Annotated in this window: 21 protein-coding genes; 9 read left to right on the forward strand and 12 right to left on the reverse strand. The window is 62.4% G+C overall.

Annotated features, from left to right (window positions below):
• Window positions 1-176 precede the first annotated feature (176 nt).
• The 6 genes from BUA36_RS14575 to BUA36_RS14600 all read left to right on the forward strand — a co-directional run bounded on the left by BUA36_RS14575 (window position 177) and on the right by BUA36_RS14600 (window position 6,639).
• Window positions 177-2,627 (forward strand): TonB-dependent receptor, encoded by a 2,451-nt coding sequence (locus tag BUA36_RS14575; protein ID WP_072785727.1) that lies wholly within the window; start codon window positions 177-179, stop codon window positions 2,625-2,627.
• Between the two features lie 133 nt (window positions 2,628-2,760).
• On the forward strand, window positions 2,761-3,366 hold the full coding sequence (locus BUA36_RS14580) for a PEP-CTERM sorting domain-containing protein (RefSeq protein ID WP_072785729.1): 606 nt from the start codon (window positions 2,761-2,763) through the stop codon (window positions 3,364-3,366).
• Window positions 3,367-3,451: 85 nt separating this feature from the next.
• Window positions 3,452-4,369: an alpha/beta hydrolase gene (locus BUA36_RS14585; protein ID WP_084560165.1), complete on the forward strand. Its 918-nt coding sequence runs from the start codon at window positions 3,452-3,454 to the stop codon at window positions 4,367-4,369.
• 25 nt (window positions 4,370-4,394) lie between these two features.
• Entirely contained in the window at window positions 4,395-5,198 is an 804-nt protein-coding gene (locus tag BUA36_RS14590; protein ID WP_167544296.1) for a substrate-binding periplasmic protein, read from the forward strand.
• Entirely contained in the window at window positions 5,195-6,334 is a 1,140-nt protein-coding gene (gene torT / locus BUA36_RS14595) for a TMAO reductase system periplasmic protein TorT (RefSeq protein ID WP_072785737.1), read from the forward strand. The genes BUA36_RS14590 and torT overlap by 4 nt, the downstream gene beginning before the upstream one ends.
• A 68-nt stretch (window positions 6,335-6,402) precedes the next feature.
• Entirely contained in the window at window positions 6,403-6,639 is a 237-nt protein-coding gene (locus BUA36_RS14600) for a hypothetical protein (protein WP_072785740.1), read from the forward strand.
• On the opposite strand, the gene BUA36_RS14605 is transcribed toward BUA36_RS14600, so the two are convergent.
• The 3 genes from BUA36_RS14605 to BUA36_RS14615 all read right to left on the reverse strand — a co-directional run bounded on the left by BUA36_RS14605 (window position 6,613) and on the right by BUA36_RS14615 (window position 10,292).
• On the reverse strand, window positions 6,613-7,401 hold the full coding sequence (locus BUA36_RS14605; protein WP_072785742.1) for a LytR/AlgR family response regulator transcription factor: 789 nt from the start codon (window positions 7,399-7,401) through the stop codon (window positions 6,613-6,615). The genes BUA36_RS14600 and BUA36_RS14605 overlap by 27 nt on opposite strands.
• 73 nt (window positions 7,402-7,474) lie before the next feature.
• Window positions 7,475-8,845, reverse strand: coding sequence for an MFS transporter (locus BUA36_RS14610; protein WP_229255716.1), 1,371 nt, complete (start codon window positions 8,843-8,845; stop codon window positions 7,475-7,477).
• 100 nt (window positions 8,846-8,945) lie between these two features.
• Entirely contained in the window at window positions 8,946-10,292 is a 1,347-nt protein-coding gene (locus BUA36_RS14615) for a GH1 family beta-glucosidase (protein WP_072785744.1), read from the reverse strand.
• Between the two features lie 216 nt (window positions 10,293-10,508).
• Here BUA36_RS14615 and trmB point away from each other — a divergent pair, with 216 nt between their 5' ends.
• Window positions 10,509-11,189 carry a tRNA (guanosine(46)-N7)-methyltransferase TrmB gene (gene trmB, locus BUA36_RS14620; RefSeq protein WP_072785746.1) on the forward strand — a complete coding sequence of 227 codons (681 nt, stop codon included), beginning with the start codon at window positions 10,509-10,511 and terminating at the stop codon, window positions 11,187-11,189.
• A gap of 1 nt (window position 11,190) precedes the next feature.
• On the opposite strand, the gene BUA36_RS14625 is transcribed toward trmB, so the two are convergent.
• The 4 genes from BUA36_RS14625 to BUA36_RS14640 are packed head-to-tail and all read right to left on the reverse strand — an operon-like array spanning window position 11,191 to window position 14,895.
• Window positions 11,191-11,631 carry a hypothetical protein gene (locus BUA36_RS14625; protein WP_072785748.1) on the reverse strand — a complete coding sequence of 147 codons (441 nt, stop codon included), beginning with the start codon at window positions 11,629-11,631 and terminating at the stop codon, window positions 11,191-11,193.
• Window positions 11,628-12,137, reverse strand: coding sequence for a hypothetical protein (locus BUA36_RS14630; protein ID WP_072785751.1), 510 nt, complete (start codon window positions 12,135-12,137; stop codon window positions 11,628-11,630). The genes BUA36_RS14625 and BUA36_RS14630 overlap by 4 nt, the downstream gene beginning before the upstream one ends.
• 30 nt (window positions 12,138-12,167) lie before the next feature.
• Complete coding sequence (locus BUA36_RS14635) at window positions 12,168-13,949, reverse strand: amidohydrolase (RefSeq protein WP_072785753.1); 1,782 nt, start codon at window positions 13,947-13,949, stop codon at window positions 12,168-12,170.
• Window positions 13,950-14,004: 55 nt separating this feature from the next.
• A complete protein-coding gene (locus BUA36_RS14640) occupies window positions 14,005-14,895 on the reverse strand; it encodes a DMT family transporter (protein ID WP_072785755.1) in 891 nt (296 codons plus the stop codon).
• A 103-nt stretch (window positions 14,896-14,998) separates the two neighbouring features.
• On the opposite strand from BUA36_RS14640, the gene BUA36_RS14645 reads away from it, so the two are divergent.
• Entirely contained in the window at window positions 14,999-15,925 is a 927-nt protein-coding gene (locus BUA36_RS14645; RefSeq protein WP_072785757.1) for a helix-turn-helix domain-containing protein, read from the forward strand.
• Here the strand turns inward: BUA36_RS14645 and recQ are convergent.
• The 5 genes from recQ to BUA36_RS14670 form a co-directional block, all read right to left on the reverse strand.
• Window positions 15,922-17,745: a DNA helicase RecQ gene (gene recQ, locus BUA36_RS14650; protein WP_072785759.1), complete on the reverse strand. Its 1,824-nt coding sequence runs from the start codon at window positions 17,743-17,745 to the stop codon at window positions 15,922-15,924. The genes BUA36_RS14645 and recQ overlap by 4 nt on opposite strands.
• Window positions 17,746-17,770: 25 nt before the next feature.
• Complete coding sequence (locus tag BUA36_RS14655; protein ID WP_072785761.1) at window positions 17,771-18,607, reverse strand: undecaprenyl-diphosphate phosphatase; 837 nt, start codon at window positions 18,605-18,607, stop codon at window positions 17,771-17,773.
• Window positions 18,608-18,897: 290 nt separating this feature from the next.
• Complete coding sequence (locus tag BUA36_RS14660; protein ID WP_072785763.1) at window positions 18,898-21,291, reverse strand: TonB-dependent receptor; 2,394 nt, start codon at window positions 21,289-21,291, stop codon at window positions 18,898-18,900.
• Window positions 21,292-21,426: 135 nt separating this feature from the next.
• Window positions 21,427-23,622: a glycoside hydrolase family 88 protein gene (locus BUA36_RS14665; RefSeq protein ID WP_072785765.1), complete on the reverse strand. Its 2,196-nt coding sequence runs from the start codon at window positions 23,620-23,622 to the stop codon at window positions 21,427-21,429.
• Between the two features lie 35 nt (window positions 23,623-23,657).
• Window positions 23,658-24,470, reverse strand: a complete 813-nt coding sequence (locus BUA36_RS14670) for an NAD-dependent epimerase/dehydratase family protein (protein ID WP_072785767.1) — start codon at window positions 24,468-24,470, stop codon at window positions 23,658-23,660.
• 86 nt (window positions 24,471-24,556) lie between these two features.
• Between BUA36_RS14670 and BUA36_RS14675 the strand changes: the two genes are divergently transcribed.
• Window positions 24,557-25,552, forward strand: coding sequence for a LacI family DNA-binding transcriptional regulator (locus BUA36_RS14675; protein ID WP_072785769.1), 996 nt, complete (start codon window positions 24,557-24,559; stop codon window positions 25,550-25,552).
• Window positions 25,553-25,593 lie beyond the last annotated feature (41 nt).

A 25,593-nucleotide genomic window follows, 5' to 3' on the forward strand; every position in this document is an offset into this window, starting at 1 on the left:
ACAATTTTTAATTTGACATCGGCGAATTGAATTATGTACTATGAAATCGATTTCACAAATACAGAAAACGATTTCAGTTAAATTGAAAACGTTTTCAAGCAACATGAAATCGCTTTCTAAGATAAATGGTAGCACCGCCCCTTCCCCCTCGGCGATCGCTACGCAAAAGGAGACTTATGAACGTCCACGTACCGCAGTCCGGGAAGCGCTTGCTGCTGTCCCCAATTTCGATGGCCATCCTCGCCCTGGTGGCCGGCACCAATGTCGCCCATGCAGCAGAACCAGCGGATGCCCAGGCCGCAGCGGTGGCTGAACAGGCGACGCCTGCAGATGCAAGCAAGATCACCGAGGTGTACGTCACCGCCACCAAGCGTTCCACCTCACTGCAGAAAACCCCTGTCGCCGTGACTGCGCTGAACTCGGCGGCACTGGACGACAACCATGTGCAGACGATTCAGGACGTGGTCAATCTGGTGCCGGGCTTCTCGGCGACCGGCCAGGGCGATCATGGCGTCATCACCATGACCATGCGCGGTATCGGCAACGACTCTGCGAAGACCGAATACGCCGACCCGGAAGTGGCAACCTTCGTGGACGGTATCTACTCGCCGCGCCCGGAAGGCGCCACCGCGCTGCTGTTCGACCTGGAAGCGATTGAAGTGCTGCGTGGTCCGCAAGGCACGCTGTGGGGCCGTAACTCGACCGTCGGCGCGGTCAACATGCAGACCGTGAAACCGGAAATCGGCAGCAATGCCGGCAGCTTCGAGCTGGGTTACGGCAACTACACGCGCCTGGGCGCACGCGGTGCGTTCAATATCCCGATCAACGACACCATGGCTTTGCGCGTGGCGGTGGTGCACGAACAGCATGATGGCTACGTGGCCTATCAGCAGCCGTCCTTGCCGACGCTGGCGCAGCAGCACGCGGCTGCCGATCCGGTCATCGCCGCATGGAACACCGCGCATCCGGGTAACCCGATCGGCTTCCAGCCGCTGAACCAGAACCTGTATGTGCAGGGCGGTCCAAAGTACAACGCCCAGGACCAGAGCGCAGCGCGTCTGAGCTTCCTGTGGCAGCCATCGGCCAACCTGAAGTGGAATATCTCGTACGAGCACTATGCTGACCGCGGCACGCCGAACATGAACCTGCTGCAGCAGCAGCGTCCAGGCCAGGATTTCTGGTCGGCGCTGATCGATACCGCGCCGAGCGTCAAGCGTGATTCGCATTCGGTGCGCAGCCGCGTTGACTACCAGATCAATAACGATGTGGCGCTGGCCTACATCGCCGGCTACTCGCGCTTCAATGGCTCCTCGACCTTCGATCAGGATGGCGGCGCCAATCCGGCGACCAGCTTCACCACGGCCGGCGCGGGCAGCTCCGGCTACCAGGCCAACAACACCGTCTGGTCCAAGTACAAGAACTACAGCCATGAGCTGGAGATCATGTCGACCGGTAAGCGCGATGTCGACTGGCTGCTAGGCCTGTACTACGCCAATGAAGACAACGGCATCCGCTTCGACATTCCGATCATGAACGGCACCGAGCAGGGCACGGTGAGCTGGCAGGGTTCCTTCATCCAGCCTAAGGAAACCGTGGATTCGACGGCGGCCTTCGGCCAGGCGACCTGGAACGCCAACGATCAATTGCACCTGACTGGCGGCTTCCGTTACACCTCTGACGAGCGTAAGAACATCGGCGGCACCAACAACGGCTGGAGCAATCTGGATGCACCGCAGATTCCGGTGAACCCGTCGATGAATCCACTCGGCGGCGGCACCGGCTTCTCCACCTACCAGCACAACGACGGCGTCTACAAGGACCACAAGCTGACCGGACTGGCGCGTGTCAGCTACGACATCGACAAGAACAATATGGTGTTCGCGTCGGTATCGACCGGCTATAAGTCGGGCGGCCTGCAAGATGGTGGCGTACCTTACGGTTCCGAAAGCCTGACCAACTACGAGATCGGTTCGAAGTCGACTTTCCTCGGCGGCGCGGTCCGCATGAACAACTCGGCGTACTACGAGAAGTTCAAGGACTTCCAGTTCAGCGCACCGGTGACGTATGCCGACGGCACGCGCGGCCTGGCGACCAGCAATGCGGAAGGCGCCAGGGTCTGGGGTGTGGAGACCGAGATCGCCGCCAAGATCACGCGCGAGGACCGCGTACAGTTCACCGCAGCGTACACCAACGCCAAGCTGAAACACCTGGTCGGTGGCTCCAACGACTACGTGCTGCCTGCCTGCACGGCGCCGGGCATTACCAACCCTTGCCTGGACGTGAGCGGCAACACCATGCCGCACTCGCCGAAGTTCAGCGCGCAGCTGATGTACCAGCATAGCTTCGCGCTGGCCGACGGCACGCTGATCCCGCGCATCAGCGCCCACTACGAAACCGCCAGCTGGCTGAGCGTGTTCAATCTGGGCGAACCGGATCGTCAGAAGGCTTACACCCGTACCGATCTGGGTCTGCGGTACGACGCCAACGCCAAATGGTACTTCGACGCCTTCATCCGCAATGCGGAAGACGCGAAGATCAAGACCAGCGCCATGAACGCCAACGGTCCATGGCAGGCGCAGTATCTGCCACCGCGCACCTTCGGCATCAACGTGGGCCGCAGCTTCTAAGGTTCTTCATGTAGTGTTGTGGTCTTATAGCCCCTGCTCCTTTCGAGGTCCAGGGGTTTTTTTCTGATGTAACGATGCTGGACATGCATGATTAAATATTTAATAATTAAATTTTAATTAACATGGAGTGAATATGGTCGCAATCAATCGTCTGTTTGCCACGGCCTTGGCAGCTGCGCTCATGGCAGGTTCCGCATCGGCTGCCACCATTCTGGTGGATTTTGAAGCCACGCCAGGCGCCGACGGTCGCCTGGGTACTGCCGATGACTTGCCGATGTTCAGCGACAACCGCTGGATACGCGATGAGCTCACTCCTGCCGGCATCACCTTCACGCAAGGTACGCTGTTCCACGGCAGTTTCTTCAACGGCAATCCCGACAATCATTTTCTGTCGTCCGCTAATCCGATCGGCACCTTCAGTATCCCGGTGTACGGCATCAGCATCCAAAGTTATTCTATGTGGGATGCGACTTTGTATGCTTACGATGTCAGCGGCAAGGTGATCGCCAGCGACCGCATTCTCAATCCTGGCCAAACTTTCCAGTATCAGACGCTGTCCTTGTCCAGCAAGGAAGCGATCGCCGGCTTTGCCGTGCTTCCTGATAATCCAAATTACATCCTCAATCTGGACAATATGGCGCTGACCACGACGCCGGTGCCGGAACCCTCGTCATGGGCGCTACTCGGCGCTGGCCTGATGCTGCTGGGCTGGCGCGCGCGCCGCAAGCAACGGAACTGATCCCTAACGAGGGGCAAGTTCCAGGCAACCTTGAACCTGCCCGTTTGTGCCATACTCGGCGCGTGAGTTTTCTGCCGAGGTCTTGATGCCTGTCCTGAGTACCGTCCTTGCTGCTGCCCTTGTCGCCGTGCCACCCTGCGCGGAACCGCCTGCCGATCCTGCCAACACCTACGATGCCGTGCACACTTACGGAAAGCTGGTGCGCGGCTATCCGTCCATACGCGTTGCGGGCGATGCCTTGCCGGAGGGCGTGAGCAAGCTGGCGGATCAGATCTATGCGCAGTATGGCGCGCGCTGCATGCAGCTGGATGTCTATGCGCCCGCTGGCGAGCGCTTGCCGGTGGTAGTGCTGGTGCATGGCGGCGGCTGGAAGGCGGGTTACCGTTCGGAGTTCGTGCCGATGGCGCTGCGGCTGGCGCAGCAGGGTTATGCGGCAGTGACGATCAGCTATCGCCTGTCTGGCGAGGCGCGCTATCCGGCCGCCGTGCAGGACGTGCAGGCCGCCGTGCGCTGGGTGCGCGCGCATGCGGCGCAACTGCATATCGATCCGCAGCGGATTGCGCTGGCAGGCGGCTCGGCGGGCGGGCAACTGGCGACGCTGGCCGGCGTGACGGGCGAAGGCGTAAAAGCCATCATCAACATCGACGGCCTGTCCGACTTCACCAGCGAACTGGCACGCCAATACGAAGACGACCCAAACAAAAATCCCTCCTCGGCCGGCGCCTGGTTCGGAGGCCGCTATGCGGAGAAGGCCGCGCTGTGGCGCGAGGCGTCGCCGATCCAGTACGTACGTGCCGGCATGCCGCCCATCCTGTTCATCGGCAGCGGCCAGCCGCGCTTCTCGGCCGGGCGCGAGGAGATGATGGCGAAGATGGCACAGGCAGGTGTGGCCAGCGACAAGGTGATCCTGCCGGACACGCCGCATTCCTTCTGGCTGTTCGATCCGTGGCTGCAGCCGACAGTTGATGCGAGTGTGGCTTTCCTGCGGCAGCATATGCCTTAGCCCATGCTAGTATTTATCCATGCGGATGACGATCTCATTCTTGGTGGCGTTGGCCCTCGGCGCATCCGCGCCGCAGCAGGGCTATGCAGCAGAACTGGTAGCGGTCGGCGCGACCTTCAGCCATATCTTTGAGCGCGACGCCAACGGCCAGTGGCAAGGCCTGGGTGTCGATGCGCTGCGCGCACTGGCCGCACGCGCCGGCGACACGGTGAGTTTCAAACTTTATCCCTGGCCGCGCGCCCAGGCCATGGTGGAGCGGGGACAGGCCGATATCCTGATCGGCCCTTACAAATCGCCGGAGCGCGCCGCGCGCTTTGCATTTCTGGACCATGCGTTTTACCGCGACCGCATGGTGTTCTACATGCGCCGCGAAGACGACCAGCCCTGGCATGGCGACTTCGCCGCGCTCAAGGCCCGGCGCATCGCCACTGTACGCGGCTGGCATTACGGCACCCAGTTCGACCAGGCCCGCGCGCAGCTGGAGATCAGCGAGGTATCACAATTGGAAAACGGCTTGCAGATGCTGGCGCGTGGCCGCGTTGACCTGTTGGCCACCAATGAACGCAACAGCACAAGCCTGATTGACAGCCTGCGCCTGGCCGACGCGCTGGTGCCGCTGTGCCCCGATATCACGCAGCTGGATGGCTATTTCGCCTTCCCGCGCGACGCAAAATACGCAACGTTGCGAGATCGTTACAACGTTTTGTTCACCGAAATGGTACGCTCTGGGGAGCTGGCGCGTTTGGGCGCCCGTAACGGCGTGCTGGTGCCGTCGGGCGATGGCGCTGCCAGGACGTCCGCCTGCGCGGATAAACACAAGTCACCATGATGAAGATATCCTCGTTACGCTTATCCCTGTTGGCAGTCTGCGGTTGGTGCGCGCTACCGGCATGGGCGCAGCAGCCGGCCAGGTTTGCGCCGATCCCTGTCACCTCCATCTTCCGTCCCGTGCAGCCGAATGGCACGGCGGATGATGCGCTGGCCAGCGGCCGTGTGGTGGCCGGCAACTATGCGCCGGCCGCCCATGCCAGCAAGCGTTGGCGCATCGCCTTTCTGTTCCCGCACATGAAAGACCCTTACTGGAGCGGCTGCGCCTATGGCGTCATCAGTGAAGCGCGCCGCCTTGGCATCGTGGCCGATATCCTGCCTGCCAGCGGCTACGACGACCTGCAGGGCCAGTTGCACAAGATGGATGAAGCCATCGCCGGCAAGTACGACGCCATCGTGATTTCGCCGATCAGCATGACGGCCAATAATCCGTCCATCGTGCGCGCCAAGGCGGCCGGCATCCCGGTGCTGGAACTGGCCAACGACAGCCGCAGCGACGATCTGCAGCTGAAAGTGACTACCTCGCTGCGCGGCATGGGCCAGGAGGCGACGCGCTGGGTGGTGCGCGATGCGCAGCAACGCGGCCTCAAGTCCATCAACATCGCCTTGCTGCCCGGCCCCATGGGCGCCGGCTGGGTGAAGGGCGAGGTGGATGGCACGCGCATCGCCGCGCAGGAAGCCGCGATCGAAGTCAATATCCTGGACATCCGCTATGGCGACAGCGAACGCGGTTTGCAGTCGCAACTGACGGGCCGCATCCTGGCCAAGCATGGCAAGCGACTGGACTACATTATCGGCTGCACGGGCTGTGCGCCGGCGGCGCTGGGGCCGATCAAGGCGGCAGGGTTGGGCGACAAGATCCGGGTCGTCGCCTATGACCTGACCGATGAAATCGCGCATCTCATCCGTAACAAGGAAATCTACGCGGCGGCCGATACCAAGGGCGTGAGTCAGGCGCGCGTGGCGATCAATGCGGCCGTCAACCTGCTGGAAGGGCGCGGCAAGGAGCAGCCGCACACCATCCTGGTCAAGCTGGGCATGCTGGACCAGCAGAACTACAGCAGCTATCCGTTTGATACCTCGGTGGCGCCGGAAAACTACAAGGTGGTGCTGTCCTACGAACCCGGCAAGGATTGAGCGTACCGGACGCCTGTACAATCCCATCTTGCGTTACCCTATGCGCAGGCAGAGATGAGGAGGTGGTCATGACACCGGAACACGACAGGCGCCAGACGCGGCCGCGAACGTCGGATACTGCGGGCTGGCATTCCTACGATTTTATTGTACGGCAGGCGCTGCAGGTGCAGCGCGATGTCGGTACGCCTGGCGCGGTCGAGCTGCTGCAGAACATGGGGCTCAATCCGCAGGTCATCGCACGTGTGCTGGCGCCCGAGCGCCGCGTCCGCGAAGAGGATTTACGCTCGCTCACTGGCGAAGCCTGATTGCATGCAGGCTTTCAGCTCAGGCACATGACGCTCGCTCACGGTGAGCTGGGCGCCGCAGCTGAGTGCCAGCAGATAGCGGCCGGCGCCCAACGAGGACAGGCGCTGGAGCTGGCCGCGTCTGACGATGGTGGTGCGGTGCACGCGCAGGAACACGTCCGGCTGCAGCCGCTGTTCCAGGCGGCTCAGCGGTACACGATGCAGCACGGTGCGTTCCGCCAGATGCAGCTCCACATAATTTCCCGCTGACTGCAGCCACAAAATATCTGTTATCCGGATCTTCTCGATCTGTCCCACTGAACGTACGCTGAGCGTGTCCGCATATTGCGTGTGCGTGTGCGTGGCGGCGGCATAGTCGCGCAAGGCATCGCGGTAGCCATCGCTGCTGCGGTAGGCCAGCATGGCAGCCGCGCGCACCAGGGTTTGCGCCAGGCGCTGGTCGTCGATGGGTTTGAGCAGGTAGTCGAGCGCGTGGACTTCAAACGCGTCCACCGCATGCACGTTGTAGGCGGTGACGAAGACGATCAGCGGCGGCGCGGCCAGCCTGCCCAGCTCCTGTGCCAGCGTCAGCCCGCTTTCCTTGGGCATCTGGATATCGAGGAACACCACATCCACCGGCTGCTGCGCCAGCGCATGGCGCGCGGCGGCAGCGCTGTCGCATTCGGCCGCCAGCTGCCAGCCCGGATGAGCGGCCAACGCGTAACGCAGGTTGACGCGGCCTGGCGCTTCATCGTCAACGATGATGTAGCTGATTGGTTCCATGGGCAGCGAGTATAGCAGGCGCCCTGATGGCGCCTGCATCGCCGCATCACACGGATGCCGGCTTTCGTCCCACTTATTCCTGGTGGTGGAACGGCGCGAACCAGGTCACCAGGAAGGATGGAATGGTGGCCGCCATCACCAGCCAGAAGTAGTGCACATAACCCAGCAACTGCTGCAGGTGGCCGCTGACCACGCCCGTCACCATCATGCACAGGCCCATGAGGCCCGTGCCGAAGGCGTAGTGGGTGGTGGTGTATTTGCCGGGCGCCAGCTGCTGCATCAGATAAATCATGAAGCCCACCGAGCCAAAGCCGAAGAAGAATTTTTCAATCGCCACGCCGGCGCAGATGACCACCAGGTTGTCCGGCTGGTAGATGCTCATGAGCAGAAAGGTGACGTTGGGGATGTTGACCGCGCAGCACAGCGTGAACAGGGTCTTCTGCAAGCCGCGGCGCGCGACAAAGATGCCGCCCAGCAGAGAGCCCAGCAGCACGGCGATCAGGCCGTAGGTGCCATAGATCAGGCCCAGCATCTCGTTGGACAGGCCGAGGCCACCCTTGGCCACCGGATCGACCATGAAGAAGGGACCGATCTTCTCCAGCAGGCCGATACTGAGGCGGAACACAAACGCAAAGCCCACCATGAGCCACACATCGCGCTTCTGGAAGAAGGTAATGAAGGAATCCCGCAGGATGAAGGCGGCTTCCGCCACCGACTTCGGCGCATTTTCCGCCTTGGCGCCTTCCGGCATCACGCGCAGATGCCACAGCGCGGTGACGATGGTGATGCCGGCCACGATGAAGAAGATGATGCGCCACGAATCGATCCACTCCGGTCCGAACACGCCTGCCTGATGATGGAAGTAGTGCGTATGCAGCCAGCCGCTCAGGTACACCATGCCGCCCGAGGCGACGATCGGGCCGATGTTCCAGCTCAGGCTCTGGATGCCGCAGAACAGCGACTGCGTTTTGCTGTCCAGCGCCGTGACGTAGACGCCGTCGGAGGCGATGTCCTGCGTGGCGCCCACCAGCGACAGCACGCCAAACAGGAACACCATGATGACCATGTAGTCCGGCAGCGACATCGCCAGCGCCACGGCGGCAAACCCGACGCCGACGATGAGCTGCGCGCACAGCACGAAGAACTTCTTGGTGCGGTACATTTCGACAAACGGCGCGAACAGCGGCTTGATGGTGTAGGCCAGGATCAGGTAACTGGCGTACTGCGCGGCCTGGCCGTTGTCCATGCCCAGGTTCTTGAACATGATGGAGGTGACGCTGGTCAGCATCATGTAGGTGAGCGCCATGGCGAAGTAGCCGCTCGGCACCCATAGCATGGGCGTACCACGCTGGAACATGGCGCGCAACAGCGATGGCGCGGGTGTCGGGTCGGTCGTCGGCGCGGGCTGCTGCACGGACTGCGCAGCGGATGGTGCGGTGGTCATGTTTGTCGTCCTCGTTATTCTCGGTTGGTCACCGGCTCTGCGGCCAGTTTAAACGGGAACCGCCGGCACAGGGCCGGCGGCGGTACTGCGGTTGCGTTGCTCAGGCAGCGTGCGCCGTGTTCAGCGGCTGCGGACGCTGTTGGATCAGGTAGTCGCGATACCACAGGGCGCTGTGTTTCAGCGTGCGCTGTTGCGTGGCGTAATCCACGTGCACAATGCCGAAGCGCTTGGCGTAGCCGGAGTTCCATTCAAAATTATCCAGCAGGCTCCAGAGGAAATAACCCTGCACGTTCACGCCCTGCAGGCGGGCGTCGTTGAGTGCCTTGAGGTGGCGCTTGACGAAATCGATGCGCGCTGCGTCCGGCACTTCGCCCTGCACCACGCTGTCCGGATTGGCCATGCCGTTTTCGGTGATGTAGATGGGCGGCAGCTCGTAGGCGGCGTTCAGCTTGAGCAGCAGTTCGGTCAGGCCGTCCGGGAAGATCTCCCAGCCCATGTCGGTCTTGCCCAGTTTGCACTCGGGCTGACGCGGTGGCGTGTCGGTCGAGCAGAAGGCGCGGAAGTAGTAGTTCACGCCGAGGAAGTCGATCTTCTGATGGGCGATGGCCAGGTCGCCATCCTGCACCACGGGTGCGTTGTCGCCATGGACCTTGAGCGCCAGTGCCGGGTAGCTGCCTTTGAAGATCGGGTCCATGAACCATTCGACCGAGCGCGCATATTCAAATTCGGCGGCGGCCTGGTCGGCCGCGCTGTCGGTGGCGGCATCGGCGGTCCACTGGTTCAGCACAATGCCCAGCTGCGCCGTGTTGCCAACCTTGCGCATCGCGCTCATGGCCAGGCCATGCGACAGCACCAGGTGGTGCGATACCTGGATCGATTGTTTCAGGTTCGCCACGCCCGGCGCAAACTGCGCGTTGCCATAGCCCAGATTGGCGGTGCACCACGGCTCGTTGTGGGTTGCAATCGTTTTCACGCGATGGCCAAAACGGCGCGCGACTTCGGCGGCATATTCGGCGAAGTGATAGGCGGTGGCGCGGTTCAACCAGCCGCCTTCGTCCTGCAGGCCTTGGGGCAGGTCCCAGTGGTACAGCGTGATGTGGGCGGCGATGTTTTTGCTTGCCAGTTCCGTCAGCAGGCGGTCGTAGAAATCCCAGCCGGCTTCGTTCCACGCGCCTTTGCCCTGCGGCTGCACACGCGACCACGCCATCGAGAAGCGGTAGGCGTCCACGCCCAGGCTGGCCATGATGGCCACGTCTTCCGGGTAGCGGTGATAGTGGTCGCAGGCGATGTCGCCGTTGCTGCCGTCAATCACGTTGCCGGGCGTGTGGCTGAAGGTATCCCAGATCGATGGACCCTTGCCGTCGGCGGTGGCGCCGCCTTCAATCTGAAATGCACTGGTGGCGACGCCCCAGGTAAACGAAGGCGGGAATTGCGTGAAATCGGTCATTGTTGTCGTTTTGGTAGGATTAACGGGTGCTGGCAGGGCCATTGCTGCGCTTGAAAACGATTTCAAGCTGGTGTGATGATTAGACCTCAACTGCATCGGGGTGTCAATCGATTTGAAAAAGTGACCGCTCAAGCCTGATATAATGCCGCCTCAATAAATTTCTCCTGATTTCCCACCATGTCTTCCGATACGCCTAAAGACGGCCCAGCGCGGGCCATGCTGTACGACCCGACCGAACACCGCATCCGTAGTTTCGTCACCCGTGCCGGCCGCCTGTCGACCGCGCAGGCGCGTTCGCTGGAGGAACTGGGACCGAAGTTCCTGATCGAGTACACCAAGGCGCCGCTGGATTACGAGCAGGCGTTTGGGCGTAAGGCGCCGGTAGTGCTGGAGATCGGCTTTGGCATGGGCGGCACCACCGCGCACATCGCGGGGGTGATGCCGGAGAAGGACTTCATCGGCGTGGAAGTGCATACGCCGGGCGTGGGCAGCCTGCTCAAGCTGATCGGCGAGCAGAATCTGACCAACCTGAAAGCGATCCAGCACGATGCGGTGGAAGTGCTGAACCACATGATCCCGGATGGCTCGCTGCATGGCGTGCATATCTACTTCCCGGACCCGTGGCACAAGGCACGCCACAACAAGCGCCGTCTGATTCAGTCGCCGTTTGTGAAGCATCTGGTGCAGAAGCTGGCGCCGGGCGGCTACATCCATCTGGCGACCGACTGGGAAGACTACGCGGTGCAGATGCTGGAAGTGATGAGCGCGGAAGAGGGCCTGCAGAATACGGCAGATGGCTATGCGCCGCAGCCGGCTTATCGTCCGCTGACCAAGTTTGAAAACCGCGGCCTCAAGCTGGGCCACGGCGTGTGGGATCTGGTGTTCACCAAGAAGTAAGTCATTCCTGCTGGTGCAGCGCCGCGTTCAGGCGCTGCATCGTCTCATCCGGCGTCGCGTTGGTGCACCAAAGGCGGCGTTCGGAGCCTCGCGGTTCATCCTTGTAAATCACGTCCGAGAATTTTCCCACGCGGTCGCGGCCGGGAATGTCGGCCCACGCCAGCATGCAGGCGGGTTTGTCGTTGGCCTGCAATAGCACCAGCTGCTGCTTGGCAGGCGTGTTGCGGAAGGCGTAGGGAATGTTGGCGGTGCTGAGTGCGGCGCTGATCCGGGCGATGGCCGGGCCTTGCGGCACGCCGCGCTGCGTGTAGTGCTGTGGCGGACGGTCGTTGTAGTGGATCAGCAGCGGCTCGGCGGCCGTTGCCGCCCCGGCCAGCGAGATTAGCGCGCTCAGCGCGGTGACGGCGCGCGCGGCGGCACGGCGGGGCAGGCGCGCGTTCATTTCTGTAGCGGTTCCACGTCCAGCACCACCGCGTATTGCAGGCGCTTGCCCTGCCACAGCGCGCCGCCGCGCACTTGCGCATCGGTGGTGCTGAGCTGGCCCGCAGCTTCCTTCTTGCGCAGCAGCTCGCGGAACTTGATGGCCGCCTTCTGCGGCAGATAGCCCACCATGCGGCCGCCGATAAACACGGCAACCGCCTCGTTTTCGTAGGCGTTGTGGTCATCCGGCATCAGCGTCGCCATGTAGGGCGCTGCAGCGGCACCGTCGCCATGATCGCCGGCCAGCGCCTTCAGCGTCGGCTGGTAGCGCGACTCCGTCATCACCTCCACCATGAAGCGGCCGCCGTCGGACCAGTGCAGCGCGGGCGCGCTGTCCGGCAGCTTGGGCTCATACGGCACGCCGGTTGGCAGCGGCAAAGGCTTGGGCTGGTTAGGATTGGTCTTGATGATGGCATACACCACCGCCGCCGTGGCGAGGATGATGAGCAGGGAAATAAGCAGCTGCATGGCGTCTGGTGTTATACAAAGGCCGACATCTTAACGCATGTCCCTGGACTGATAGACGATTTTGCCGCCCACCATGGTCTGCAGCACCTTGATGTTGGCGATGTCCTCGGCCGGGATGGTGAAGAAATTGCGGTCCAGGACAATCAGGTCGGCTAGCTTGCCCACTTCCAGCGAACCGGTTTGCGTTTCCTGGCGCAGCGTGTAGGCGGCATTGAGCGTGATCGCGCGCAGCGCGGCGGCGCGCGGCAGGCCTGGCTGCCCGGTCAACGTGCCCGCGTACTCCTTGCCCGCATCCGGCGCGGCAGTGCGGGTGACGCCGACTTTGAGCGCGAACCATTCGTCGAGTGGATCGACCGGCCAGTCGCTGCCATAGGCGATGCGTGCGCCGGCGTTGAGCAGCAGCGCCTGCGGTTCCACCAGCGCGTAGCGGCGCGGTCCCATGAAGTCCTTGAGCGCGCCGAGCGTGTCCGGCGCCGGCTTACCCCACTGGAAGGACAGTACCGGCGTGACGTCCAGCTGCGCAAAGCGTTTGTAGTCGGCCGGATCGACGATTTCGTCGTGGGCCAGCGCAGGGCGTACGTGCTTGCCCTCCGGCGTGGCGCGCAGGTCGGCGATGGCGTCCAGCGATTCGCGCACGGCGCGGTCGCCGTCAACGTGGATGTGCGGATCGATGTGCGCGCGGGCCAGTTCCTTGAGCGTGGTGCGCAGCGCTTCCGGCGCGAAGTAGCTCGCGGGGCCGTTGCTGCTGCCGGGCTGCCAGTCCGGCTTCTCCGGTGTGCCTTTGTTGACGAGGTAAGGCTCGATCATGGCGCCCGTGAAGGCGGGTGCGGAGATCACGCCATCCATGAACAGCTTGGCGTGGCGTACTTGCATCGATGGCGCCACCTTGGTCGGTCCCTGGTCGAACTGCTTTTGCTGCTTGAGCAGTTCGGCCACCGCGCTTTGTGGCGTAGCGCCTTTGTCCAGATCGATCAGCACCGCGAAGTGTGCGCGCGCCGTCAGCTTGCCCTGCTGGTGCAGGTCGGCGAAGGCGGTCATGGTTTCCGGATCGGTGTAGGCGTCGAGGAAGCTGGTGATGCCCTGCTGACGCATGGCTGCCAGTGCCGCTTTGGATGCGGCCAGGTTCTCTGCCACCGTCAACGGCGGCAGCAGATTCATCGCCATATCCTGCGCGGCGTCTTCCAGCAGCCCGGTGGCGTTGCCCTTGTCGTCGCGTGTGATCTTGCCGCCTGGCGGGTCTTGCGTATCGCGCTCTATTTTGGCCAGCTTGATGCCTTTGCTGTTCAGCAGCGCCGAGTGGCCGAAGGACGAACGCACGATGATGGGGCGTCCGGTCTTGAGCGCATCCAGCGTGGCGGCGGTGGTTTCCACGCCGTCCGGCTGCATGCCTTGCTGGAACCAGTTCACCACCACCAGCCAGCGATCCGGCCCTGACTTTTTATCGTTGTCGAGGCAAGCCTGGATGCGCGACTGGAATTGCGTCACCGTCAGCGACTCGTAATTCAGGCTGCAATTGAGCAGACGGCTGCCGCCGGATTGCGGATGCATATGGCCGTCGATCAGGCCTGGCATCAGCATGCGGCCTTGCAGGTCGATGACTTCCGTCTTTTTGCCAGTGAGGGCTTTAACGCCATCGTTATCGCCCACGTAGACAATGCGGCCAGCGCGCACAGCCAGCGCCTGCTGCACGCTGTCCTTTGCGTCTACCGTGTAGACATAGCCGTTGCGGTAAGTGGTGTCGGCCGGCTTGCTGGCGGCGTGGGCCACGGTGGCTGCTGCGATCAGGGCTGCTGCTATGGCGATGCGTTTCATGCGGTCGGCCTCACTGAATGGGAAGGTAGATATTACCTCGCTTGTATCAGATCGATCAACGCGCTCTGCGCGGCCAGGCAGGCAGGAAGGCCAGCAGATTCCCGGCCAGCACCAGCGCCAGTCCGCCCAGCGCAAGCGGCGTCCATTGATAGCCCTCGTAGACCGTGGAGATAGTCAACGCGACAATGGGGAACAGCACCGTGGAATACGCCGCGCGGTCCGGGCCAATGCGCCCCACCAGCATCAGGTAGGCGGTGAAGCCGATCACCGAGCCGGGGATTGCCAGGTACAGCAAGGCGCCGAGATAGCGTGGCGCGGGGTCGATAGTGAACGGCATGCCCAACGCCAGCGCCGCGATGCCCAGCGTGGTGGAGCCGATCAGCATGGCCCAGGTATTGGTCAGCCATGGCGTCAGGCCCAGGTTCAGCGACTGCATGCGGCTGGACAGCAGGTTCCCGCACGAGAAGCATAGCGTGCCCCCCAAGGTCAGCGCGAGGCCGAACAGGGTCAGGCTGTCATGCCAGTGGCCGGCCATCTGCGGCGCGAACAGCAGCACGATGCCGCACAGGCCGAGCAGGGCGCCCATCATCACTTGCGGCTTGATCGGACGCTTCATGAAAATGCGGCCATTGATGGCGTTCCACAGCGGCGCGGTGGAGAAGATCACCGCCTCCAGGCCGCTGGTGACCCATTTGCTGGCGTAGTAGAAGCACAGGAAATTCAGGCAAAACAAGGCGATGCCTTGGGCGAAAAGATAAGGCCAGGCCTGGCGTGGCGGCCACCATTTTCTGCGCGTGATGAGCAGGCCGGCCAGCAGCACGGCGGCAGCGATCCAGAAGCGGTAGGCAATGGACACCGGTGCAGGCACCACGCCCATCTGGAATGAAATGGCGATCCAGGTGGTACCCCAGATCAGGACAGTGAGAGAGTAGAGGAAGATATTCATGTCGCCAGCATGCCGGGGCGGCGGCGGGGCGACTTGTCTGAAATTGCGCATTTCGCGGCGGCGGCCTGCAGCCTCGCAAGCAGCGTGCTAGACTTTCCTCATCATGAATGCACGCCCAGCCATCGCCAACGCGCTTGAACCATCCGCCATGCCGGAAGGGGCGCTGTCGCATTCCGTCTTCAAGACCATGTCGGAAACGGATGCCACGCTGGAGCGCTTTGCCTGGCTCGGGGACGAGCTGGCGGTCGCCATCTGGCGGCGCGATACGGTGGTTGCTGAAACCTCGTACGACAAGCCGGGCCATCACACGCTGTCCTACTACATGGATGGCGGCCACCGTACCGAGCGCTGGGAACTGCCTGGCATCTATGGCGCCCCCAAGCGCTTATGTACGCTGCCGGACTGGCACGAATCCAGCTGGACGGTGCGCGGGCAAATGCACTTCATGCACCTGTATTTTTTGCCTGAACACTTCACGCGCCGCGCAGTGGTGGAACTGGACCGCGAGCCGCGCGAACTGACGCTGGCCGACCGCACCTATTTTGAACATGAACGTATCGGCCAGCTGTGTACTTCGCTGACATCGATGTCTTGGGACGGCCCGGACGCGCAGCTGTGCGCCAATGAAGTGGCGCATGAAGCCCTGAGCGATCTTCTTTTGGCACAATCGGTGCTGCAGTATCAGACGCGAGTGCGCGGCGGACTGGCGCCCGTGGTGCGCCGCCGTCTGGCCGATTACATCGAGGCGCACCTGTCGCAGAACATCACGCTGGGCATGCTGGCGCAGCTGGCATGCATGTCCGAATACCATCTGGCGCGGATGTTCAAACTGTCGTTCGGCATGCCGCCATCCGCGTGGATTGCCGCGCGCCGCATCGAGTATGCGCGCCGTCTGCTCAAGACCAGCGGCCAGCCCTTGCAGCAAATTGCCGACGCCTGCGGCTATGCGGACCTGAGCCACTTCAGCCACCGCTTCCGCGACGCTACTGGCGCCTCGCCCAGCCGCTACCGCAGCATCATCGCTGCCTAATCCAGTTCCTGGATCAGTGCGACGATCTCGTCGCCGTAGGACGCCAGCTTTTTCTCGCCGACGCCGGAGATGCCGCGCAGGTCGTCCAGCGCCATCGGCCGGGCCTTGGCGATTTCGCGCAGCGTGGCATCGTTGAAGATGATGTAGGCGGCGACGTTGTGTTCGCGCGCGGTACCCATGCGCCACGAGCGCAGGCGGTCGAAAATCTTCTGTTCTTGGGCCGACAGGTCGGTCTCCGCATAGCCTTTGGCAGCGCGGCTCGGTTTCTGTGGCTTGACCGGCTTCTGGTACTGGCGCAGCTGTACTTTCTGGCCGCCTTTGAGCACGGGGCGAGCGGCGTCGGTCAGTTTCAGTGAGCTGAATTGTTCATGGTCGACCGTCAGCAGGCCCAGTGCAATCACCTGGCGCAGAATGGCGCGCCATTCCTGCTCGCTGCGGTCGGCGCCGATGCCGAACACGGAAAGCGAATCGTGATGCCAGGTCTTGATACGGTCGGTTTCCTGCCCGCGCAGCACGTCGATCACATGGCCTGCCGCAAAGCGCTGGTCGACGCGGTACACGGTGGACAGCAGCTTCTGCACCGGCACCGTACCATCGAAGGAGACGGGAGGAATCAGGCAGGTATCGCAATTACCGCAAGGGCCGGCCTTCTCGCCGAAGTAGTCGAGCAGGCGCACGCGCCGGCAGCTCAGCGTTTCGCACAGGCCCAGCATCGCATCGAGCTTGTTGCCCAGCACGCGCTTGAAGGTTTCGTCGGCTTCCGATTCATCGATCATGCGGCGCTGGAGCACCACGTCCTGCAAGCCATAGGCCATCCACGCGCTGGCGGGTTCGCCATCGCGGCCGGCGCGGCCGGTCTCCTGGTAGTAGCCTTCGATACTTTTCGGCAGATCCAGGTGGCAGACGAAGCGCACGTCCGGCTTGTCGATGCCCATGCCGAAGGCGATGGTGGCGCACATGACGATGTTCTCTTCGCGCAGGAAGCGCGCCTGGTTGGCGGCGCGTACCGCGTGGTCCATGCCAGCGTGATACGCCATCGCACGCACGCCGTTCTCGTTCAGGAACTCGGCCGTCTCTTCCACCTTTTTGCGTGACAGGCAGTAGACAATGCCGCAGTCGCCGCCATGCTCGGTGGTGATGAAGTCCAGCAGCTGCTTGCGGCCATTGGCCTTCTCCACGATCGCATAGCGGATGTTGGGACGGTCGAAGGAGGAGACGAATTGCGCCGCATCTTCCAGCTGCAGGCGGTGCACGATCTCGGCGCGCGTCTGCGGATCGGCGGTCGCCGTCAGCGCGATGCGCGGCACGTTCGGGAACTGCTCGTGCAGGATGGAGAGCTTGATGTACTCGGGGCGGAAGTCATGGCCCCATTGCGATACGCAGTGCGCTTCGTCGATGGCAAACAGCGCGATCTTCGAATCCTGGAACAGATTCAGGCAGCGCTCCGTCATCAAACGTTCAGGCGCCACGTAGACCAGGTCGATCTCGCCGGTGCGCACCAGGCGTTCGATGCGGCTGGCTTCCTCGTAGGTTTGCGTGGAATTCAGGAACGCCGCGCGCACCCCGACTTCGGCCAGCGCGTCCACCTGGTCCTGCATCAGCGCGATCAGCGGCGACACCACCACGCCGACGCCATCGCGCAGCAGCGCGGGAATCTGATAGCACAGCGACTTGCCGCCGCCGGTGGGCATCAGGACCAGCGCGTCGCCGCCATTGGCCACCTGGCTGACAATCTCCGCCTGCTGTCCACGGAAGGCCGGATAGCCGAATACCGTTTGCAGCAAGTGGAGGGCGCGTTCGTTGATTTCCTGATGACTCATGATGCTACTACTGCTATTCAAAAGTTTAGTCGGCCCAGACAACGATGCCCAGATAGCCGGTGATCAGCACCACCAGGCCAAAGGCGATACGGTACCAGGCGAATACGGTGAAGGTATGCGAGCTGATATAGCGCAGCAGCCAGCGCACGCACAGGAAGGCCGAGATAAATGCCGCCACCGTACCGACGGTGAACAGCGGCAGGTCGGCGGCCGACAGCAGCGCGCGCTCCTTGTACAGCGAATACACGGTGGCGCCCAGCAGGGTTGGAATCGCCAGGAAGAACGAGAACTCGGTCGCGACCTGGCGCGAGAAGCCGAAAATCATGCTGCCCATGATGGTGGCGCCGGAGCGGCTGGTACCGGGAATCAGCGCAAACGCCTGAGCGATGCCGATTTTGAGCGCATCGACCGGGGTAATGTCATCGACCGAATTGATGCGGGCCGAGGCCGGATTGTTCTTGGCGCGTTTCTCCACCCACAGAATAATCAGGCCGCCGATGATGAAGGCCAGCGCCACTGGCACTGGCGCAAACAGCACCGCCTTGATGGTCTTGTTGAACAGCACGCCCAGCACGGCGGCCGGCAGGAAGGCGATCAGCACATTGAGGGCGAAGCGCTGCTGCTTCGGGTCGCCCAGGCCGGTCAGCACGGCGGCGATACGGGCGCGGTATTCCCAGCACACGGCAAAGATGGCGCCGGCCTGGATCACGATCTCAAACACCTTCATTTTCTCTTCCATGCCCTGGAACCCCAGCAGATGCTCGGCAAGGATCAGGTGGCCGGTCGAAGAAATCGGCAGAAATTCCGTAAAACCTTCAACCAGGCCCATGATGAGGGCTTTCAATGCGAGAACGATATCCATGAATTAAGTATTTATACGTGGAAGTTGGGGAAAAGTGAGCGGCGAAGAAGGCGCCGGGGTCGAAGCTTACCATGTTCAGCCCGGTGTTTTCTGAATCTGACGCAAGCGTAATCAGCCCAAACCAAAAAAAAGCCCCCGCGAAAGGCCGCAGGGGCAAGAACTGCGACCGAAAGCAGCGTCGCAAGGGAGATGCTCGGCAAATCCGGGGTCAGGTCCGTCTTTTCTACACGAACTCAACCTTGATATGGAAGAGCTCGTGTAGAAATGGCGGACCTGACCCCGGAGTGGGGTTAGAAGGTGACGTCGAGGCGGGCGCCGAAGTAGCGCTGGAAGTCGCGTGGCGGCATCCATTCGGTGGTGTTGACGGCGATCGGCGTGTTGGGCGCTTTCGGGCTCCAGGTGCCGTTGGCGATGGCGTTGTTGAGGCCGGTCGCGTAGCGCTTGTCAAACAGGTTGTTGACCAGGAGGGTCACTTTGTAGCGGTCCTGCTTGTCTTTGACGCCCAAGCTCAGGTTGGTGATGCTGTAGGCGCCCTGGATGGTGGTCGGGTCCTGGCTCAGTGAGAATTGCGTGCGGCTCTGGTAGCGTGTGTTGCCGGCGATGAAGCCGTTGAAGCTTTGCGATGGCAGCATCAGGTCGTACTGGCCACCCAGGTTGACCTTGATCTTGGGCGCGTTGGGCAGGGTTTTGCCGGCCAGGTTCTGCACGAAGGTGTTGTTGTACTTGGGATTCTGCGCGCAGCCCGGGCCGGGCGTGCTGCCGGTGCCGGCTGCGTTGACGACGTTGTAGCACGGACCGTTTTCAAATTCCTGGATCGTGGCTTCGGTGTAGGCGAAGCTGCCGTTCAGCTGCAGTTCGCGGGTGACGCGGACGCTGCCTTCGACTTCCAGGCCCTGGGTGCGCAGGCCGCCGATGCTGTTCAGACCGGTGCGGAAGGTGCCGTCGTCGTCAAAGAAGCTCGACGATTGCTGGAAATGCTTGAAGTTGGTGCGGAACAGGGCCACGCTGAACATGGCGCGGTTGTCCAGCAGGCTTTGCTTCCAGCCCAGCTCGTAGCTGGTGGCGGTCTCGGGTGCGACGGCTGGCAGCTTGGCGGTGGCGGCGGTGAAGCCGGAAGTCAGGTCGTAGGCCTTGCCTTTGTGGCCGGTGGAGGCCATGGCGTAGAGCATGGTGTCCTTGTTCAGGCGGTGTTCCAGGCCCAGCTTGTAGGTGCTGCTCTTGTCGGTGTCCGATTTGGTATAGAACTCGGTCAGCGCGTGTGCTTGCGGCGGCACGGTGTAGCGGCGGAAGTTGTAGCCGGTGTCTTCGTCGTTGTAGCGGGCGCCCGCGATCAGGCTGGTGTCGGCACGGAAGTCCCAGGTGCCCTGGCCGTAGATGGCTTTGCTGGTGTTCCAGGCGTCGGCGCCATAGGCGGTGCCGTAGGCCTGGATCAGCGGCGCCTTGGTCAGTTCGCGGGTCAGGTTGTTTTTGCCGTACCACAGCCCGGCCACGTAGCGCAGCGCGCCTTTGTCCGGCGAGGTCAGGCGGAATTCCTGGGTGGTGGATTTGACGTCAAAGTAGCCATACTGGTACAGGCCGCCGTGCATGCCGGTCGGCTGGCCGTTGGGCAGCAGCAGGAAGGGCAGGATGTCGACGTCGGTGTTGTCGTTGTCCTGGTAGTCGTCCATATGGTATTTGCTATAGGACGAGATGGAGGTGAGCGTGTGGCCTTTGAGCGGGCCGTTGTCGTCAAACGCCCAGTCCAGTTTGACGCCGGTGCCGGCATCGTGGAATTTGCCGCCGGTGGGGTAGTCGTTGCGCACGTCGCGGTTGTCCGGGCCGACGGTGATGCCGGACAGGACCACCGATGGCGGCAGCTGCGGCGCATTGCGGTACAGCGCGCCCGGCGACATGGCGGTGAACGCGGTCGAGCAGCAGAATTTTTCGGTGCGGTTGTAGTGCGGCGTCAGCGTCAGTGTCAGCTGGTCGAGCGGTTGCCATTCCAGTTTGCCGCTCAGGTTGTCGCCCTTGCTGCCATTGAGTTTCTTGCCGGTGGTGAGGTTGTTGAGCGTGCCGTCGAAGCTGGTCTTGCTGGCGGCCAGGCGTACGCGCAGCGTGTCGGACACCGAACCGCCGGTGCTGAAGCCGGCGCGCCACTCATGGTCGTTGGTGACGTAGGTGGTGGCGTTGGTTTTCCACGGGCCACCCAGCGGCTTGGTGGTGATGTTGATGGCGCCCGCGATCGAGCTCTTGCCGAACAGCGTGCTTTGCGGGCCTTTCAGTACTTCGATGCGGCCGACGTCGGCCAGGTCCTTGAAGGCGCCGGCCTGCATGCCGAGCGGGACGTCGTCGACGATCACGGCGACGTCGGCCTCGACGCCGATGCCCAGCGAGAAGGTGCCGATGCCGCGCATATTGATGCTGAAGTTGCCCGGCTGGGTGCCGTAGGACAGTGTCAGCGCCGGCGACAGGGCCGGGACGTCTTCGAGGTCGCGCACGTTGGCGCGCTGCAGGACGGCGTCGTTGAGGACGGTGATGGAGGCCGGTACGTCCTGCAGGTTCTGCGCGCGCTTGTTGGCGGTAACGATCACGGATTCCAGTTTGCCGTTGTCGGCCTGCTGGGCCATGACAGCGCTACCATATCCAAGTAAAGCAAGGGATACCGCAGCGGTGATGCGCCGGACTTTCGGTTGATTCGAGTGCATATCGTGTCTCCTGTGTTGTCGATGTTATAGCTGTTATGGTGTGCTGCGTGGTACTGAAACCAGGTTGTGGTAGCGCTTCCATTTCTGGTTTAAAAAAATCCGCCGGTCGTCGCGCAGACGGCCGGCGGTCCGGTTTTATTGACTCTTGACCTGCAGCGGCGCTTTCAGTTTCTGGGCGTAGCCGCGCACGTAGGCGTCCCATGCGGAGGCGTCGGCAAAGTCGCCGCTCTTGCTCCAGCCGGCGCCCATGTAGTAGACGAAGGGCTGGCCTGGTTGTGCGCTGCCGAGCGTCAGCATCTGCTTGTCGACGAGCTCAAAGCCGCTGACGCCAGCAGGCAGGATGACGGCGCAGCCGATGCTGCCATCGTCGCCGTGCGGCGGCTGCCAGTAGCTGTTGAAATGGTTGGCGCCATCTTCGGTGTTGTGGCTACCTTCGCCATCACGGTGGACGATGCCCACGCCAACCGTCAGCGGCGCCTTGCTGCTGCTGGCGAAGCGGCTTTCTACGCGGGTCATGTTGGAGCCGGCGTCGATCGAATAGCGCTTCACTTCCGAGACGCTGCGGCCGTTGCCGGCGTCCCAGCTGCCGTAGGTCAGTTCGAAGACGGCGCGCAGCGGGCCGTCGGCCAGCACCTTGTATTGGGTGAAGTTGGACGAGTTGTGCAGCTTGCCGTCAGCGTAGATGGTGGTGCCGCCGCAGCCGCGGCTCTGGCCGACGTCGTAGAAGTCCAGGCCTTCGCCGATATCGTGGTGGTACTCGCCGCGCTTGTACCATTTATCGACCACCGGTGTGCGTACCTTCTTGACCCAGACGTCAACGCCGCTGCTGATCAAGTGTTCTTTCGGGTCCTTGATGATGGCGGGACCGTAGACGCGGTGGGCAGTGCGGTCGCTCTCCCACGCGAAATCGTCGAGGCGTTCCGGCACAAAGCGCGCATGGGTTTTTACGTCAGCCGGTGGCACGGCGGCCAGACGGCTGGCCGGCAGCACCAGATAGCGGCGCGTTTCGTTCGCTGCCAGGTTCACCGGAAACAGCAGCTGTTTGCCGATCACCTGCGAGTTGATGATGGCCGAGGTGGCGGCATCCATCACGACGGGCTGCTTGATGCCGGCGCCCGGTCGGACTTCCGCCAGTTCGTCGCCTCGCACGCCGTTGGTCGGATTGGCTACGCTGACGGTTTGCGGCCTGGTCTTGTCCAGCACTGCCATGCGATAGATTTCGCTTCCCGCCAGCAGGAAGCCGCCGACGCCATAGACCTCGGTCAGGTTATCGTCAAACACTTTCGGCGCCAGGCCGATAGGCTGCACGTGGGTCAGCTTGCCGTCGGCCTGCACGTTGGCGACCAGCGCGCTCCAGGCCTTCTGCACCGCAGGCTTGAAGGCCTTGGCATCCAGCAGGCCCTGGTTGACGCCCCATGCAAACGCGTAGGTGTACAGCGCCGAGCCGCTCGACTCTTTCATCGGATAGGTGTCCGGGTCCAGCAGGCTGGCGCGCCACAGGCCATCTGCCTGCTGCAGCGTGAGCAGTTTGGCGGCCATGTCTTTATACTGCTGCACAAAGCGCGGACGTTCGGGATGGTTCTCCGGCAGGTATTGCAGCACGCGTACCAGGCCGCCCATCACCCAGCCATTGCCGCGGCTCCAGTAGACCTTCCTGCCATTGGCTTCGCGCTTGTCGAAGTAGTTGGAGTCGCGGAAGTACAGGTGCTCTTCCTTGTCGTACAGGTAGTCCGAAGTCGCCCACCATTCGCTGATGGCGAAGTCGAGGTAGCGCTGGTCGCCCGTGATGGCCCACAGGCGCAGCCAGGCCGGTGGCGCCATGTACAGCGCGTCGCACCATGACCAGCGGTCCTGGTTGCCCTTGACGGTGAAGTCCAGCGTGCCGGTGCGGCGGTCGGCCAGGATGTCGTCAAAGCTGGCGCGCAGCGGCGCGATCATCTTCGAGTCATGCGTTTGCAGATACAGCTCGGCGTAGGTCTGGCCGACGATGTGGTCGTCCGCGTGATAGTGGTTGGGACCCAGGTTCCAGTTGTTCTTCTCGCCCATGGCGATCATCGCATCGCGGTATTTGCTGCTGCCGGAGATATTCGCCAGCGCCATGATGCCGTTGTAGCCTACCGCCTGCGTCCAGTCGTCCGGACGGTGCTTGCTGGGATTGGCCAGCTGCCAGTCGGCCACGCGCTCCATGGTCGACAGCACGGCTTTGGGATTGATGGCGGCCGATGGCGCTGCCGCTTGCGCGGCCGGTGCTTCAGCTGCCATGGCGGGTACGGCTTGGAACATGGCTGCTACGGCAGCCAGTACGGCAATACGCAGGTGCGACGATGTCATGCAGTTGTCTCCGTGATGGATATACTTTTTATGCGTTATTTGTACATCGGGCCGGCCGTCACGAACGGGCCACCCTGGTAAATCGTGGTGGCATCGCCTGCTTCGGGATAGTCGGCGCTGTCCGGGAATTTGCCGGCGAACTCGCTGGAGCTGTGCTGCGGCGCATAGCCCAGGTGCGCTGCATGTTTGTTGTCCCACCATTTGGTGGCATTGTCCGAGGTGCCGAAGGTGATGGTGTGCCCCACGCGCGGCGTGAACAGCGAACGGCTGATGAGCTGTACCAGGTCGTCGTAGGCCAGGTAGGTCACCATCATGCGGCTGTTCTTCGGCTCGGGGAAAGAGGAGCCGATGCGCAGGCAGACAGTCTCGGTGCCGAAGCGGTCGTAGTAGTAGCGCGACAGCGCCTCGCCAAACGCTTTGGAGATGCCGTAGAAGCCGTCCGGGCGCAGCGGCATGTGGGCGTCCACCAGGTCCGTGGTCTTGTAGTAGCCGACCACGTGGCTGGAGCTGGCGTAGATCACGCGCTTGACGCCGCACTTGTGGATCGCCTCGTACAGATGATGCAGGCCCAGGATGTTGGCGTTCATGATGGGTTCAAATTTGTCTTCCACCGAAATGCCGCCGAAGTGCAGCACGGCCTCCACGCCCTCCATCATGCTCATGACCTTGTCGCGGTCGCCCAGATCACCGATCACGATTTCTTCGCCTTCGCGCGCCGGACCAAGATCCTTGACGTCATTCAGGCGGACGATGTCGGCCCATTCCTTGGCGCGCTCGCGCAGGATGGAACCCAGGCCGCCTCCGGCGCCGGTCAACAGAATGCGTTTGAAAGGTTTTGTAGTGGTCATGGGTTGCTTTTATGGGATGGTAAAGGTATTGTGGTTAAACGTTTAATCGCAAGTATAACGAAATTCTCTTCGAGGTCAATCGATTCATGAAAAAGCCCGTTCCCACCATTCGCGACGTGGCCGCCGGCGCTGGCGTGTCCACCGCGACGGTGTCCAAGTTTGTCAACGGTACGCAGCGCTTTTCGCCGGGGGTTGAAGAGGCCATTACCAGAGTGATCGCGGAGCTGGGCTACCGTTCCAATCCGCTCGCGCAGTCGATGATTACCGGCCGCACGCAGAGCATCGGCCTGTCGGTGCTGGATGTGGCGAATCCGCACTTTGCCAGTGTGGTCAAAGGGGCCAACCGTGTCGCGCAGGCGCATGGCTACAATCTGCTGCTGGTGGATACGGAGGAAAATCCTGGCCGCGAACGTCCGCTGCTGGAGGCGCTGAGCCGCCGCGTGGATGGCCTGATCGTCTTCACGCGGATTGCGGAAGCGGAGATGGACTGGATGGTCGAACTGGGCAAGCCGCTGGTGCTGTTCGGCCGCCTGACGCAGCACGATATTCCGTGGGTGGCGGGCGACGACCATCGCGGTGCGGCCATGCTGGCGCGGCACCTGGTCACGCTGGGCCACAAGCGCATTGCCTACCTGGGGTTTTCCAAGTCGCGCCGCGACGAGGAGCGGCTGGCCGGCATCCGCGACTGCCTGGCCGACGTGGGCTTGTCGCTGGAGGTGTATGACGCCACTGCACCGTCGGCGCAGGAAGGGGAACGCATGAGCTCTTCCATCATGCTGGGCGCCCAGCATCCCGATGCGCTGATCTGCTACAACGACTTGATGGCCATGGGGTTCATGAAGGCAGCACAGACGCTGGGCTTCCGCATACCGGGGGATATCTCGGTCGCCGGTTTCGATAACATCGCCTTTGCCAGCTACACCTCGCCGCCTTTGACCACGGTCGATCTGCAAAGCGAGCGGCTGGGCGCAGCGGCGGTAGAAAAGCTGATTGCGCAGATCGAAGGCAAAGACGCCGATCACGCCAATATCATCGAGCCCAAGCTGGTCTTGCGGCACTCGACCAGCAACCACAATCGTTAGTGCTTTACCTCGGCAGAAAAATCACATACCATATTTGTAAA

The organism is Duganella sacchari (assembly GCF_900143065.1).
Taxonomy (GTDB): domain Bacteria; phylum Pseudomonadota; class Gammaproteobacteria; order Burkholderiales; family Burkholderiaceae_D; genus Rugamonas; species Rugamonas sacchari.

Coding starts and splice junctions, on each gene's coding strand:
- BUA36_RS14580 (WP_072785729.1), top strand. CDS start 2,761: ATGGTCGCAATCAATCGTCTGTTTGCCACGGCCTTGGCAGCTGCGCTC.
- BUA36_RS14665 (WP_072785765.1), bottom strand. CDS start 23,622: ATGACATCGTCGCACCTGCGTATTGCCGTACTGGCTGCCGTAGCAGCC.
- BUA36_RS14590 (WP_167544296.1), top strand. CDS start 4,395: ATGACGATCTCATTCTTGGTGGCGTTGGCCCTCGGCGCATCCGCGCCG.
- BUA36_RS14615 (WP_072785744.1), bottom strand. CDS start 10,292: ATGACCGATTTCACGCAATTCCCGCCTTCGTTTACCTGGGGCGTCGCC.
- BUA36_RS14625 (WP_072785748.1), bottom strand. CDS start 11,631: ATGAACGCGCGCCTGCCCCGCCGTGCCGCCGCGCGCGCCGTCACCGCG.
- BUA36_RS14585 (WP_084560165.1), top strand. CDS start 3,452: ATGCCTGTCCTGAGTACCGTCCTTGCTGCTGCCCTTGTCGCCGTGCCA.
- BUA36_RS14675 (WP_072785769.1), top strand. CDS start 24,557: ATGAAAAAGCCCGTTCCCACCATTCGCGACGTGGCCGCCGGCGCTGGC.
- BUA36_RS14605 (WP_072785742.1), bottom strand. CDS start 7,401: ATGGAACCAATCAGCTACATCATCGTTGACGATGAAGCGCCAGGCCGC.
- BUA36_RS14630 (WP_072785751.1), bottom strand. CDS start 12,137: ATGCAGCTGCTTATTTCCCTGCTCATCATCCTCGCCACGGCGGCGGTG.
- recQ (WP_072785759.1), bottom strand. CDS start 17,745: ATGAGTCATCAGGAAATCAACGAACGCGCCCTCCACTTGCTGCAAACG.
- BUA36_RS14575 (WP_072785727.1), top strand. CDS start 177: ATGAACGTCCACGTACCGCAGTCCGGGAAGCGCTTGCTGCTGTCCCCA.
- BUA36_RS14670 (WP_072785767.1), bottom strand. CDS start 24,470: ATGACCACTACAAAACCTTTCAAACGCATTCTGTTGACCGGCGCCGGA.
- BUA36_RS14655 (WP_072785761.1), bottom strand. CDS start 18,607: ATGGATATCGTTCTCGCATTGAAAGCCCTCATCATGGGCCTGGTTGAA.
- BUA36_RS14610 (WP_229255716.1), bottom strand. CDS start 8,845: ATGACCACCGCACCATCCGCTGCGCAGTCCGTGCAGCAGCCCGCGCCG.
- BUA36_RS14600 (WP_072785740.1), top strand. CDS start 6,403: ATGACACCGGAACACGACAGGCGCCAGACGCGGCCGCGAACGTCGGAT.
- BUA36_RS14640 (WP_072785755.1), bottom strand. CDS start 14,895: ATGAATATCTTCCTCTACTCTCTCACTGTCCTGATCTGGGGTACCACC.
- torT (WP_072785737.1), top strand. CDS start 5,195: ATGATGAAGATATCCTCGTTACGCTTATCCCTGTTGGCAGTCTGCGGT.
- BUA36_RS14645 (WP_072785757.1), top strand. CDS start 14,999: ATGAATGCACGCCCAGCCATCGCCAACGCGCTTGAACCATCCGCCATG.
- trmB (WP_072785746.1), top strand. CDS start 10,509: ATGCTGTACGACCCGACCGAACACCGCATCCGTAGTTTCGTCACCCGT.
- BUA36_RS14660 (WP_072785763.1), bottom strand. CDS start 21,291: ATGCACTCGAATCAACCGAAAGTCCGGCGCATCACCGCTGCGGTATCC.
- BUA36_RS14635 (WP_072785753.1), bottom strand. CDS start 13,949: ATGAAACGCATCGCCATAGCAGCAGCCCTGATCGCAGCAGCCACCGTG.